10 protein-coding genes are annotated in these 13420 nt (G+C 42.5%); 2 read left to right on the top strand and 8 right to left on the bottom strand.

Features of this window, described 5'->3' with window-relative positions; translation table 11 throughout:
- Window positions 1-208: 208 nt before the first annotated feature.
- Window positions 209-1474 carry a sodium:proton antiporter NhaD gene (nhaD, locus tag C7972_RS09990; protein ID WP_110356017.1) on the top strand — a complete coding sequence of 422 codons (1266 nt, stop codon included), beginning with the start codon at window positions 209-211 and terminating at the stop codon, window positions 1472-1474.
- A gap of 238 nt (window positions 1475-1712) precedes the next feature.
- Window positions 1713-2606 carry an IS1595 family transposase gene (locus C7972_RS09995; protein ID WP_110356018.1) on the top strand — a complete coding sequence of 298 codons (894 nt, stop codon included), beginning with the start codon at window positions 1713-1715 and terminating at the stop codon, window positions 2604-2606.
- Between the two features lie 73 nt (window positions 2607-2679).
- On the opposite strand, the gene C7972_RS10000 is transcribed toward C7972_RS09995, so the two are convergent.
- The 8 genes from C7972_RS10000 to C7972_RS10035 all read right to left on the bottom strand — a co-directional run bounded on the left by C7972_RS10000 (window position 2680) and on the right by C7972_RS10035 (window position 13256).
- Window positions 2680-2886 carry a hypothetical protein gene (locus C7972_RS10000; protein WP_110356019.1) on the bottom strand — a complete coding sequence of 69 codons (207 nt, stop codon included), beginning with the start codon at window positions 2884-2886 and terminating at the stop codon, window positions 2680-2682.
- Window positions 2887-3281: 395 nt separating this feature from the next.
- On the bottom strand, window positions 3282-6488 hold the full coding sequence (locus tag C7972_RS10005; protein ID WP_110356020.1) for a PVC-type heme-binding CxxCH protein: 3207 nt from the start codon (window positions 6486-6488) through the stop codon (window positions 3282-3284).
- A gap of 18 nt (window positions 6489-6506) precedes the next feature.
- On the bottom strand, window positions 6507-7478 hold the full coding sequence (locus C7972_RS10010; protein WP_110356021.1) for a Gfo/Idh/MocA family protein: 972 nt from the start codon (window positions 7476-7478) through the stop codon (window positions 6507-6509).
- A complete protein-coding gene (locus tag C7972_RS10015) occupies window positions 7475-8494 on the bottom strand; it encodes an NAD(P)-dependent oxidoreductase (protein ID WP_110356022.1) in 1020 nt (339 codons plus the stop codon). The genes C7972_RS10010 and C7972_RS10015 overlap by 4 nt, the downstream gene beginning before the upstream one ends.
- A 63-nt stretch (window positions 8495-8557) precedes the next feature.
- A complete protein-coding gene (locus tag C7972_RS10020; protein WP_110356023.1) occupies window positions 8558-9670 on the bottom strand; it encodes a zinc-binding dehydrogenase in 1113 nt (370 codons plus the stop codon).
- Between the two features lie 94 nt (window positions 9671-9764).
- On the bottom strand, window positions 9765-10925 hold the full coding sequence (locus tag C7972_RS10025; RefSeq protein WP_110356024.1) for a Gfo/Idh/MocA family protein: 1161 nt from the start codon (window positions 10923-10925) through the stop codon (window positions 9765-9767).
- A gap of 64 nt (window positions 10926-10989) precedes the next feature.
- Window positions 10990-12039, bottom strand: coding sequence for a sugar phosphate isomerase/epimerase (locus C7972_RS10030; protein ID WP_110356025.1), 1050 nt, complete (start codon window positions 12037-12039; stop codon window positions 10990-10992).
- 23 nt (window positions 12040-12062) lie between these two features.
- On the bottom strand, window positions 12063-13256 hold the full coding sequence (locus C7972_RS10035) for a ThuA domain-containing protein (protein WP_220020888.1): 1194 nt from the start codon (window positions 13254-13256) through the stop codon (window positions 12063-12065).
- Window positions 13257-13420: the final 164 nt, after the last annotated feature.

Here is a 13420-nt window from a genome sequence, read left to right on the forward strand (position 1 = left end):
ATTATAAATAGCAAGTGCCATCTGGCCTTGTTGAAATAAAAAGGGGCAACCGCTCTATCCCAAAGCCATCATTTCTCCAATTGCCCATTGAACGCGGTAAAAAAAACTTTATGCAAAAGAACCAATTTCCATAGTTGAATACCTAATCGTACACAGGTTAAACTGAAAATATAATGAGAACAAATAATAGATTTTCTATAAAACTATCATGCTGATCACCACACTTTTTTTTATTGCCGGCTATATGATCATAGCACTGGAGCATGTTGTTAAAATTAACAAGGCAGCTACCGCATTGTTTATTGGGGTTGCATTATGGATCATAGTTGCCTATTCGGGAGTTAATTTTTCAGAAACCTTAATACAGCTTAAGGAACATTTTGAAGAAATTTCCGAAATTCTCTTCTTTCTACTTGGAGCAATGACCATTGTTGAATTGATAGACATACATAATGGATTTGAAATTATCCTAAGGGTCATAAAAACTCGAAGCATGTTAGTCCTACTTTGGGTACTTTGCTTGCTTACTTTTTTCCTATCCGCTGTCTTGGACAACCTAACCACCACAATTGTCATGATGGCCATTTTAAGAAAATTCTTTAAAAGCAAATTGGACCTTTGGTATTTTGCCGGGTTTATCATCATTGCCGCCAATGCAGGTGGTGCCTGGTCTCCCATTGGCGACGTTACCACAATTATGCTTTGGAATGGGGGTCAAGTTTCCACAAATACCATAATAACCGAGGTATTCTTACCTAGTTTGGTCTGTTTATTGGTTCCTTTATTAATTGCCTCGTATAATTATAAGGGCAGAACTATTGAAGCCGAGGTTCCCACTCCCCCTACGACACATCAAATTAGTCCTGGGGAAAGCAATTTTATTTTGATTTTGGGTGTAGGTCTGCTTTTAATGGTACCGGTATTTAAAGCTATTACACATCTACCTCCTTTTTTAGGGATGTTATTTAGTTTATGTTTATTGTGGTTGATCACGGAAATACTGCATAAAAATAAACCTATTGAACTAAAACACCATTTATCCGTCGCTTATACGGTTCAAAAAATTGATACCCCCAGTATTCTTTTCTTTTTAGGGATTCTGTTGGCGGTTGCCGCCATACAAACCAATGGCTCTTTGGAATTTATGGGGAGTGCATTAGAAACCGCTTTTCACGATTTCCATATTACCAATACCTTATTGGGGCTTTTATCGTCCTTGATAGACAATGTACCTTTGGTGGCTGGTGCCATGGGTATGTATTCTATGGAAACCTTTCCACAAAATCATGAATTCTGGACATTTTTGGCCTATTGCGCAGGTACTGGGGGTAGTGTTCTTGTTATAGGTTCTGCCGCTGGAGTGGCAGCAATGGGAATTTTAAAAATAGATTTTTTATGGTACTTGCGCCATATAGCCTGGCTGGCCTTACTTGGCTACTTTTCAGGCATATTGGTCTTTATTTTAATCAACTAAGACTAAGTCTGAGTCCACCTCAAAACATAAAAATTGTGTAAACGTAACGGATAAAGATTCTTAAAACCCCAATCATTGCCCGAGTAACATATTGAGTCATCTGTGATGAAATTATGCCCAAGCCAATTAATGATGACTTCTTTATCTATAAGGCATGTACACAGAAACGCTTTTAATAAAAAAAAATAGAGGTCAGTATTTAAATACGTAATTTTATTGACAGTAAATATATTGAATTATGGATGTTTTTAAAGGGCAAAACCTTCTAGAGTTCTCCGATCGGTTCAAAACGGACGGTGATTGCAAGGAATATTTGGCTTCGATCAAGGCCAAAACGGACTATAAATGTACAAGGTGCAATCACAATGCCTGTCAAGTACGTAAGGATTTCGCAAGGCAGTGCAATATTTGTCGCCATATAGAATCCGCTACCGCCGATACACTTTTCCACAAGGTGAAATTCGGGGTCCGGAAGGCATTTTTCATATGTTTTGAAATGGCTACAAGCACAAAGAGCCTATCGGCAAGTTATATGGCCGTACGTTATGGAGTAACCGAAAAAACGGCAAGGTTGTTTATGCTGAAAGTCCGGGAGGCCATGGCTTCTAGCGGGAACAACCCGATGGACGGCGTCGTCCATGTCGACGAGTTCGTACTGGGCGGCAAGGATGAAGGAAAAACGGGAAGAAGCTATGACAGCAAGAAAAAGAAAGCGGTCACGGCCGTTCAGTTAACAAAGGAAGGGAAGGTAAAAAGGATGTACGCCATGAAAATAGATGATTTTTCGGCACGATCTCTTCAATATATATTCGTCAACCACATAAACCGGGAAGCAAAAGTGACCACCGATAAATGGAGGGGTTATAGGCCTATATCAAAGGCTTACGATATAACCCAGATACCGAGCAACAAGGGACTTAATTTCAAGGCCCTGCACACGATGATACATCAGGTGAAATCCTGGATCAGGACTATTTACTCCTGGGTCAGCGATGATAACCTGAACAGGTATTTCAACGAATTTTGTTTTAGGATAAACCGTTCCCAGAGCAAGGACACAATATTCAATAACCTGATTACAAAAATGGTGAAAGGCGATAAAGTTTATCACTCCCAGTTAATAAGTAACTAACTACTGACCTCTAAAAAAAAATAACCCTGCCCTAAAGAAAGCAGGGTTTTTATACCACAATGTACTTTGGAGGCTAACCTGCCAAATCCAGCATTTTACCGTTTTTTAATTCACCAAGTACTGTAACGTCTTTGCTTTTCTTATATTCTGCAAGGGCAAGAAGCATTTGCTCCTCCGTGTCCCTTCTGATTTTTATACCTCCAGTTTTCTGGTTTCTATTACGAACTTCAATGTAATATCCGTCCTTAAGTTCCGTTGGTTTTGTCGCCGGCCTTCCCATATTTAATAACTCGTTTTTACTGTTTAACTATTAATTCTATTTGTGCTAAATCTCCTTAGTCGTATAAACGTTTGAAAACTTAACACATTAATCAGGAATAATATGGCTTATTAATATATAAACCTAAAAAACAGTCACTTTTAACATAAACTTAGCAGAAAGAGGCTTTGATTCCTGCCAAGGTATCAACTAGGTTGTAATACCTCCTACTCACTTTTTTGAACTAGGAATGGAGCGTAAGTCAATACAGATATGAACAATTTGAATACTGGAAAAGAAACACCCAAAAGTCCCATCCAAAACAACCAAGGACCTTTCCAATGTAAAAGGCCGGTATAAGGAAAATCCTATAACCAGCCTTTGTACCAAATATTAAAAATTAACTGCCAACTCGATTATTTGCCGTGAGGGTGCTCTTTTAACAATTCCTCTGGCGAATAAAAGCCTTGCTTGTCCTTGATCTGCTCGCGTACCTCTTTCACTTTCTCCGGTGAAATTGGGGCGGCTTTATTGCCGAAGGTATTCCTTACATAGGTCAATACGGCTGCAGTTTCATCTGCAGTAAGTAAATTTCCAAATGGTGTCATAGGTACCTGACCCGGATAGGTCTTACCATTGACAACAATAGGCCCCATAAGACCCTTGGTAGTAAGTTTTATAAGCCTATCCTCATTACCGGTAACCCATTCGGAGCCAGCAAGGGGAGGAAAACCAGAAGCTTCCAGTCCTTGACCATCTGCTTGGTGACAGGTGGCACAATAACCATCCCTCATATATATTTCCCTTCCGGCAACCAATAATTCCAAATCCTTTCCCTTTAGATCCGTTTTAATCACTTCTTTGGGCTCTTCGCCCGCCTTGTGCCCGTTTAAATGGGCGATTGCCGATTCATATGGTTTTTCCATCCATTTATCCAAACCTTTTTTACCAGCTTCTGTGATTATGGGAATTCCAATATCCCTACCCAACCACGAGGCTGCTACCAAGGCTTCCAACCTTACCCTTGGATTGTCATCCTTGGCTGCCTGCATAAGAAGTTCGGCCTGATCGGGAATTTGATGTCCTGCATAGCGAAGAACGCCTACTGCAGCTGCCCGAGCCTTAAAATCTTTGGCATTCAACACTTGTTTTAGCAATTCCCCGTCAACCTTATCCAAGCCCCATGTAACCCAAAGGGCTTCCAAAACATGGTGTTCGTATCTAGGGTCTGTGGTATCCAAGTTTGCTACCCATGTCTTTAACCTCGACAATACCTCAGAGGCATCCCTTGCTCGTAATTCCCTTTTGGTCCTATAACGGGTACGGTATTCCGGAAGCTTAAGATTGTCCAATAATTCGTCAATGTTGGCATCGACTATCTTGGCAGGTTCTACCAAGGGCCTGGATGGATAAGTAATCCGATAGATCCTCCCATGAACGTGGTCACGTAATGGATCACGGGCATTGTGCTGCATATGGCCAATTAGCACATTGTGCCAATCTATGAAATACAAGGAGCCATCCGGGGCAAATTCCATATCTACAGGTCTAAAATTCTTATCGCTTGAAGAAATTAGATCCTCCTGATGTTTACTAACATAACCAGCGGTTTTAGAGTCATCTACCATGGAATGTTCCTTAATCCCTAAAAACCCAATTGTATTGGCAATCAACATATTGCCCTGAGCCGCGTCAGGAAAATGTCTACTCGACACAAATTCCAATCCTGAAGTGGGTCTCACTAAATGGTCTTTTTCTATAAGGTTTTCCGGTAAAGGCGAACTTACGCCGTACCTGGGCACAATGGTTCCGGGCATCATCCAAGTGGCAGAGGGTCCCGACGTATGTTCAAAAAACGGTTGCCCCCAATCATCGAAGGCAATACCCCATGGATTTGGAATGGGCAATTGCGCGGTACGCTCCAAATAATGTCTTTGTGGGCTATACCTGTAGAACCCTCCGTTGGTACCCCTAACGGTTCCATAAGCAGTTTCCACATTGGTATGAAGAAACACTCCCTCACCCATATAGATTGCCCCGGAAGGATCTGCTGTGAAAGCGCTAATGGCGTGGTGGGTATCATGGTCATCAAAACCACTTAAAATAATATCCTTTGCATCGGCCTTGTCGTCACCATCAGTATCCTTTAACAATACCAGGTTGGTACCTTGGGAAACATATACTCCTTCTGGTGCAAATTCAAATCCTATAGTAAGATGAAGTCCGTCCGCAAAAACAGTTTGCTTATCTGCCTTACCATCATTATCGGTATCCTCAAATATTAATAACTTATCATTGGGTTTACTATCACCCGGTTTGTAATGTGGATAACTGGGCATTACCCCTACCCATAACCTTCCTTTATTGTCGAAGGAAATTTGCACTGGATTGGCTAGATCGGGAAATTCCACTTCTGAAGCAAAAAGTTCCACTTTATAGCCCGGTGCCGGTTTAATCTTGTCCAGTGCATCCTGGCCGTACAGATATTCCGGTGTTCCATTTTTATTGCTAGGCTTATAATTGGTCTTTACTTCGGGCAATGTTCTGGTTTTGGCATCACTTTTGGCCAAATCCATTTTCTTACCCTCTAGGGCTTGCCAAATAGCCGTATCCCTTATGGCGGTCATCTGCCTTATCTTCTCAATTTCATAAGGGTAATTATCCGGACCAAATGGGTCATAACGCCTTCCATAGGCATGTACCCCGTTCGGGATCTTAAAATCGTTATGCCAGAACCAGTTTTTCTCATTTACAGCTTCATTTACCAATTCACGGTTTTCTTCCAACTTAATTTCTTTAGACCCGAAAACTTTATCGGCCAGCAATGTGGCAAACTTCCGATATCCGAAATCGTTCAACTGAAATCCATCCTGGGTCAAATCCGTACTTTCCGTTTGGTACCATTCCTTGGTCTGTTCATAGGCGTCCACCAGAAGGACACCCTCTTCAGCTGCAACTTCCTTCATGGCAGCCGTATAAAGTTCAAGGTTCCCATTTTCCTTTTTTCCATCCGGTAGATCCATCTTATCTGAAAGATCTTCAAAGGCAATAGGTGAAACAAGGGCCAACTGCGGAGGAGTGGAACCATTATATTTTTGATTGAGCGTGTGCTTGATAAAGGCCCGTAATTCTTCCTTGTAATTATCCACTCCCTCTGGTCCTTCAAAGGATTCGGGATACCCAAAAAATCCGATGATAATATCGGCCTTCAAGCTAGTAATCCATTCATCTGGAGAAGGAAAATGACCTATTGGGCCCGATCTGCGTCCGTTTTCATCATCCTCAAAATGTATGGCTTGTCCGGATTCGTGCTCAAATTTTTCCGCACCTGGAAAGGCCCATGGCGAATTCCGTGAAGAATGCGGCCTAAAACCGGGCGTATTACCGCCATCGCACATATTGCGGATATACAAGGAATCATTGGGAAAACGAAGTTGCATTTCAGTTTCGAAATGCCCGAAGTTCATCATACGTGATCCTAAATTACTACCCACTAGTACAATATGTGAATTAGGGGAAATTTTTAAAGTGTTGTCTTCCTCTTTACTACAACTGTAAAATCCAAGGACTAGGAAAAGCATTAAAAACAACTTTCCCCTTGCAACGTTTTTGTTAATATTCATCTTTTTTTTGGTATATAATTAATTGATATTCACGTGTATTCCCTCTTTTTCAGATTTTTCACAAGCCTCTATAATTCGCTGGCATGTAATGGCATCTTCAAGGCTTGAAAGTGGGGCTTCATTATTCCGCAGAACATTGTTGATGAAATGGGTTGCCGTATTCTTTATGGATTCAGGATAACACTGGTACGTTTGGGAATGGGCCCCATTACGATCATTGATTACCCAATCCCGATAGCTGTAACGCGTACTTCCCTTTGTGCCAATAACCTTTATAATACAAGTCCATGGATCACCCGCATGATCATCGTTGGCAAAACTAGCCGATAAATGGCTTAAGGTACCGTTTTGCATTTGTATATTGGCCATAGCCACATTTTCTTGTGGGGCTATAGTGGTATCAACGGTATGTTTTAGACAGGATATGGTTTTAGGTTGTCCTGCCAAATACAACATAGTATAGCTATGGTGTGTCAATATTTGACGGATTACCCCAGGATAGCGGGCCCTGACATCTTCGGCATGATGTATATTGTACATCATGTAGAACTGGGAAATAGCTCCCAATTTACCAGTATCGATCATGGATTTCGTCCTTTTTATCCCTGATTCATAGATATAATTATGGACTGGCATACATTTAACACCAGCTGTCTTAACCGCTTCCGTCATGAGTTGAAGTTCAGCAATACTGGAGGCTGCAGGCTTTTCTACCAAAATGTGTTTTCCCGCTTTTGCCGCCCTAATGGTATAATCGCAATGGGTCTCCATATTGGTCAATATGAAAACGGCATCGATTTTGGGGTCCTGAAACAGTTCATCTTCTGTTTTATAGGTCTTACAACCGAATTTCTTGGCTTTTTTTGCGCCTTTTTCAAAGGTTCTGTTCCAAAGTCCCACAAGTTGGGTACCTGGCAAACTATTAATGGCCTCTGCATGTAGATCTGCTATATCTCCCGCTCCAATAAATCCTATTCCTATATCCTTCATGAGGCTGCAGTAGAATATTTTAATATGCCTTTTTCGGCCATAGCTTTGAACTCAACCAATGAAATCCGTATTCCCTCTGCTATATCGGTCAATGGCAAATCTTTGAATGTACCTGCAATTTTACTGTGATCCAAATCGCAAACGAACAGGTTGGGCGGAGCACCATCGGTTACGGATAGGGATACATATTTCTCCATACCCAATGCGGTAGCTTGTTCTTTTACAATATCCAGGAAGGAGGTAATCGGTATTGTTTCCCCCTGTATGTTAAAGGCTCCAAAGCCTTCGTAGGGCTGTAATGCACAGGCGGCGAATTGAGCCCCCACATCTTCAACAAAATGATAGTTTTCCCGTCCCTGATACGGCATTTCAAAGGGGATTACCTTTCCTGCCGCCTGTCCAAGGACAATGGCCTTTAAGGCATTGGTGGGGGCAGAGGTTTTTCCTTTGTCCCGTCCCTTTCCATAAGTAGTGTTCAACCTTAAACAAACCGTGGGTATCTTGGTGTTATCGTGAAAAAGACGTGCCAAGTGTTCGCCAGATAATTTCCAGATACCATAATGGTTTGGTGGGGCCAAGGGAACATCCTCATTAATGATATCTTGGGGATACATGGAGCGCATTCCATAGACTGCGGCCGAACTTGCAAAAACAAACCGTTTAAGCTTGGTTAATTTTTCAGCAGCATCAAAAAGCGCCATTGTACCTCCGGTATTTATTTCCATGCCACCAATATGATCTCGGGAACAATCCGGACTTTGGTAGGCCCCTAAATGAATAATGTGCGTGGGATCTACTTGGAACAATACCCTTTCAATCTCTTTGTAATTGGAAACATCCAAGGTAACGAACTCCAAACGGGAATCCAACTCGGCAGGGAGCCATAATTTTAATGGGTCTGTATTGTTGGAGCGTGTTGCTATAACAATTTTTTCAACTTCCTTTGATTGTAGAAGCTTATAAATAGTGACCGATCCTATACAGCCGGTACCTCCGGTAATAAATATTTTGTGCATAATCCTTAATGCTAGATTTTTTTTAATATTAGGTTGTACGCCAGAACAAGAACACTGAAGTTATCAGTTCATTTTTACAACGGCCTTCATATTATTTGCCTTTATCGAATCTTCAAAAGCCTGATTAATGTCTTTAAAATCATAGTAATCCGTATAGTGTTCAGAAGGAAAAATACCAGTTACCATCAGTTTTTGTGCGGCCATATAGTCTGCCCTACAAGACCCCATGGACCCCCTCATATTCAAGGAGGTCCGGGTAAGGTGCGTGGCGTTGATCTGTACATCGGTTCCATAGGTAGCTATTACGCATATGTCCCCTTCGGGCCTAACAACACCTATGGCCTCGGTTAGTACAGGTGGTACACCCGAACATTCTATAAGCAGATCAACTTTTCCATTGGTGCCGAAAGGAATACCCTTATCATCGGTTATACCTTTTTGCAATTGGGTGGTCAAGGAATTTTCCGGTGAGACTTCTATGGTTATGAACCCTCTCTCTTTTGCTCTTTTCAAACGGATGTCACGATCATGCGCAATACCGGTTACTGCCACTCTAGCTCCTGCTGCCCGGGCAACTTCCGCAGACATCATCCCTATGATCCCACAACCGGTTACCACGACATCCTGCCCTGGTTTAATATCGCACTTATTGTAAAGAGCATTGGTTATGATGGACAAAGGTTCCACCAAGGCTCCCTGGGCCGGAGTTAGGCCTTTCATTAAAGGCACTACACGATCCGACTCCAAAACTACTTGTTGCCCAAACCCCCCGTTCCTGTGAAAGCCTATTATTTCCTTTTTAGGACATAGATTCCATTTGGACACACTACAGGCCGGGCATTCTTCATCCCTACATCCCAACATGGCCAGAGGAGTGAAAATATCCCCTACCTTGAGGTCCCCGTGGTCCCCGGGACCCAATTCCAAGATCTCGGCGCTAAACTCGTGCCCTATAACCCTGGGACGCTGTACCCAATCAAAATTGGCCTTGCCAATAGTAGCGCTGTTATCCGAACCACAGATGCCGGTATACAATGTTTTGGCCAATATCTCGCCTTCCTTCAAAGGCGGCATTTCCATTTCTACAACCGCTGAATTACTAAGGACCGATTGATCTGTATTTGGATATATTTTTTCATTGGTTTGTAGGCAAAATCCTTTTATAGAATTACTCATAGCAATAGTTTGTTGATTTCAATATTTTGTACACATTAAAGCCTAAAATTGATAATTCAATTTTACACCATGAACTTCCCTTCTATAGACAAGTTTAAAATTTCCAATTAACGCCGGTGTCTTTCCAACTTTTTGTTTTTGCCGATTCCAAAACGGCCTCACAAACTTTCTGTGTTTCTTGCGCCTCCCTAAACGTAGGGGAACAGGGTTTTCCTTCCTGTAGGGCTTTAAGAAAGTCGGCTATTTGGTGTACAAAGCTATGCTCATAGCCAATGGACAGTCCTGGCACCCACCATTTATCCATATACGGGTGATCACCATCCGTTACATGGATGGAACGCCACCCTCTCTCCTGTGATTCATCCCTATGATCAAAATATTCCAAGCGACTTAAGTCATGTAAGTTCCATTTTATGGAGGCATGTTCCCCATTTATTTCAAAAGTATACAAAGCCTTGTGCCCTCTAGCGTATCGTGTGGATTCAAAAAGGCCCAAAGAGCCATTATCGAAATGACAATGGAACAAACAGGCGTCATCTATGGTTACCTTTTGTTTTTCCCCGGTACCGGTATGTACTCTTTCTTTAATAAAGGTTTCGGTCATGGCGGAAACATCCTTGATCCCCCCATTTAACCACATGGCCGTATCTATACAATGTGCCAGCAAATCGCCCGTAACACCAGATCCAGCCGCCTCATTATCCAAGCGCCACAAGCCCTCTCCACCTTGTGGGAGTTCTGGACTAATGGTCCAATCCTGTAAAAAATTGGCGCGATAATGAAATATTTTACCCAATTTACCTGCATCTATAAGTTGTTTCGCAAGGGTTACCGATGGCAATCTCCTATAATTGAAATAAACGGTATTGGGCACTCCTGCCTTTTCAATCGCATCAACCATTGGCTGGGCTTCCGCAACAGTACGCGCCAAGGGTTTTTCACACAAAACCATTTTTCCGGCTTCTGCCGCTGCTATGGCAATTTCAGCATGCATATTGTTGGGGGTACAAATATCTATGGCATCAATGTCAGTACGAGCTATAAGCTTTCTCCAGTCGGTTTCAACGGACTCATAACCCCATTGATCGGCAAAGGCCTGGGTACGTTCCAAGTTACGCCCACAAATTGCCTTTAATACAGGCTGATATTCCAGTTCGGGAAAAAAATTGCCTACCCTACGATAACCATTGGAATGGGTTCTTCCCATAAATCCGTAACCTACCAATCCTATTCGTAATTCTTTCTTACTTGACATGTGTACTCTATTTTTTATTTTAATTAAAAATTCAGCTTAACAAATGTATAATCAGCCTATTATCTTAAGGCGCTTCGTACCAACCATGTTGTTGACGTACCTTGATCATGGCCCCTAAAATATCGTTCCAAGTTTTGGGTTGCATCATAACATCGTTGGGGAACATACACCCATCCCAACAGATATGTCGGATTTTTTTGGTCAGGTTGCCATTTTCGTCACGCAACCAATGGCCAGCATCCACAGCGATGTCCAATTTTCCATTGGGATCCGTAGCCTGGCAATGCCTACCTGTTTTATCATGGGATCCGGACCCGAACACCGTGCCATCATTTTGGGCCACATGAAAATCAATCGTCCATGGGCGAAGTGCAGCTGTAACGGTCTTAAGACCTTCAGTCAATGTTGCCCGATCGTTCCAATCGAAGTCCTTGGGCAGTATTCTTTCGTCCTCCTTATTATATCCCAAAAGATACAACAAGGTATGGGCCATATCGGCCTGAAATCCGATATTGGGTCTATCCACGGCTTCAAGGGTGTTCACCATGGTTTTCCAACCGTGCATCCCGCCCCAGCAAATTTCACCTTCGGCAGCTAAAGACTCCCCATAATCCGCGGCCACGTCACATGCCTCGCGAAAGGTTTGTGCAATCAATTTTGTATTGGCAACGGGATCTGCCGCCCAACTATGTGGATCAACGGACGAATCTATTCTGATTATTCCATTGGGGCGTATTCCCAAATCACGCAGTTTTTTACCTATAACACAAGCCTTTCGGACCTGGGTTACAAATTGGTTGCGTTCTTCCCTGGAGCCCATGGCAGAGCCACCACCGGTTCCAGCCCATACAGGGGCTACCAAACTTCCAATTTCAAGATTTTTGGATCTCGCCTTGTCGGCCAATTTTTTAATACCATCATCATTGGAATCGATATCCAAATGAGGATCCGCAGCAAAAAGGTCAAAACCGTCAAATTTAACTCCATCTACCTCTGCATTGGCAGTAAGCTCTATCATGGTATCAATGGATATTGGTGGCTCTGAATCAGGTCCTTTCCCTACCACACCGGGCCACGAAGCGTTGTGGAGTTTTGGGTAATTGTTTTCTGGCATAACAACAGTTTTTATTCGTAATATTATTTTCTTGGCATTATTACCGATTCCCACCCCTTCAGGTCGGATGGCTTTACATTTTTCTGATAACCCTCAAAGTTAAATGTAGTTGGCTCATAGCCCCCTACAAAATCTATCGGATTATCCGCTTTAATATCTTCTTCCATTTCCAATCCCCAGAAACAGGCGTTTATGATCATTCTTCTAAACCCCGTACTCAGGATATCTTCTGAGGCTCCATGGGTAGTTGTAAACGCCCTCCCGGGCCTACCCCCTTCCAACTGGTACGTTCTAACCCAGGCAACTGGAAGTTCGTCCTTACTAGTATCCGGTGTTGCATCTGGCGTCATGCCGTTCAACACCCTTCCCCTGGCCAATATCTTTAAGTCCTTCCCTTGCGGGTAGGCGTTATAGCCTCCACACTGTGCCCAGGTATTTTGTACTCCCCGCATAATGGGATGCTCCTTGTTACTTTCTTCTATAATAAGTTTGGAAGCCTGTTGATGGTTTTTGCCATAGTGTCCTACCCAAGTTTCCCCTAAAACCACTTCACCAAATCCACCGTGCCATGCCTCTTTTTCCCCATCATATTTATAATCATAATGTCTCCAATTGGGATTATCGGCATTTTTAAAGGCGTGGGTAGAAGTCCGCAATCCTATTACAGCCCCTCCCCTATTTAGGTAATCATCAATATATTGCATCTGCCCATCTTCAAAATTTGCAAACCTCATAAACATTACCATTAGATCCGCTTCTTTAAGAACATCGAGTCCTTTGAGGTCCGACCCCCCTGGTAATATATTGCCCCTATCGTCCAAAGCCCATACCACCGTACAGTTAAAACCATATCTTTTGGCCAATATCCGTGCCAAGGCCGGTAAGGTCTCTTCCCCCCTATATTCATGATCCGTAGCAATAAAAACAATATGTTTGCCCTTGCCCGGACCATTTTCTCCCTTGTATGTAATACGATACTCAGCCGCACTCCTCTTAGCATCAATCGCCTCCCCCATCATCAAGCTACTACTATTGCCCAAATCCGGTATAATGGCTTGCGCCACTAAATGTACGGAATGTTCAGCATCCAAAATGGTAGTGGTTTTACTTCCCCTATCTTCACATGAAACCAACATGCAGACCACAACCATAGACAATATACCGTTCCATGCAATCTTCCAATAAACAGAATACCCGTAAATTAATGATTCCAACATAATATTACAAATCTTAAATACTTGATGCAGGAACTATTCCTAGGCCACTCCTTCTTGGGTTAGTGGCAATCCCCAATTAAAAAGTTCCACGGATAACCAGCGGGCACGTTGGCCATATTGTTTATCAATATCTAAATTTATTATCAATTTTTATACACTATTCT

The sequence above is a fragment of the Arenibacter sp. ARW7G5Y1 genome (assembly GCF_003201775.1).
GTDB lineage: Bacteria > Bacteroidota > Bacteroidia > Flavobacteriales > Flavobacteriaceae > Arenibacter.

What these genes read in the sequence shown, in the direction of transcription:
- nhaD (WP_110356017.1), top strand. Translation starts at nt 209, where the DNA reads ATGCTGATCACCACACTTTTTTTTATTGCCGGCTATATGATCATAGCA.
- C7972_RS09995 (WP_110356018.1), top strand. Translation starts at nt 1,713, where the DNA reads ATGGATGTTTTTAAAGGGCAAAACCTTCTAGAGTTCTCCGATCGGTTC.
- C7972_RS10000 (WP_110356019.1), bottom strand. Translation starts at nt 2,886, where the DNA reads ATGGGAAGGCCGGCGACAAAACCAACGGAACTTAAGGACGGATATTAC.
- C7972_RS10005 (WP_110356020.1), bottom strand. Translation starts at nt 6,488, where the DNA reads ATGAATATTAACAAAAACGTTGCAAGGGGAAAGTTGTTTTTAATGCTT.
- C7972_RS10010 (WP_110356021.1), bottom strand. Translation starts at nt 7,478, where the DNA reads ATGAAGGATATAGGAATAGGATTTATTGGAGCGGGAGATATAGCAGAT.
- C7972_RS10015 (WP_110356022.1), bottom strand. Translation starts at nt 8,494, where the DNA reads ATGCACAAAATATTTATTACCGGAGGTACCGGCTGTATAGGATCGGTC.
- C7972_RS10020 (WP_110356023.1), bottom strand. Translation starts at nt 9,670, where the DNA reads ATGAGTAATTCTATAAAAGGATTTTGCCTACAAACCAATGAAAAAATA.
- C7972_RS10025 (WP_110356024.1), bottom strand. Translation starts at nt 10,925, where the DNA reads ATGTCAAGTAAGAAAGAATTACGAATAGGATTGGTAGGTTACGGATTT.
- C7972_RS10030 (WP_110356025.1), bottom strand. Translation starts at nt 12,039, where the DNA reads ATGCCAGAAAACAATTACCCAAAACTCCACAACGCTTCGTGGCCCGGT.
- C7972_RS10035 (WP_220020888.1), bottom strand. Translation starts at nt 13,256, where the DNA reads ATGTTGGAATCATTAATTTACGGGTATTCTGTTTATTGGAAGATTGCA.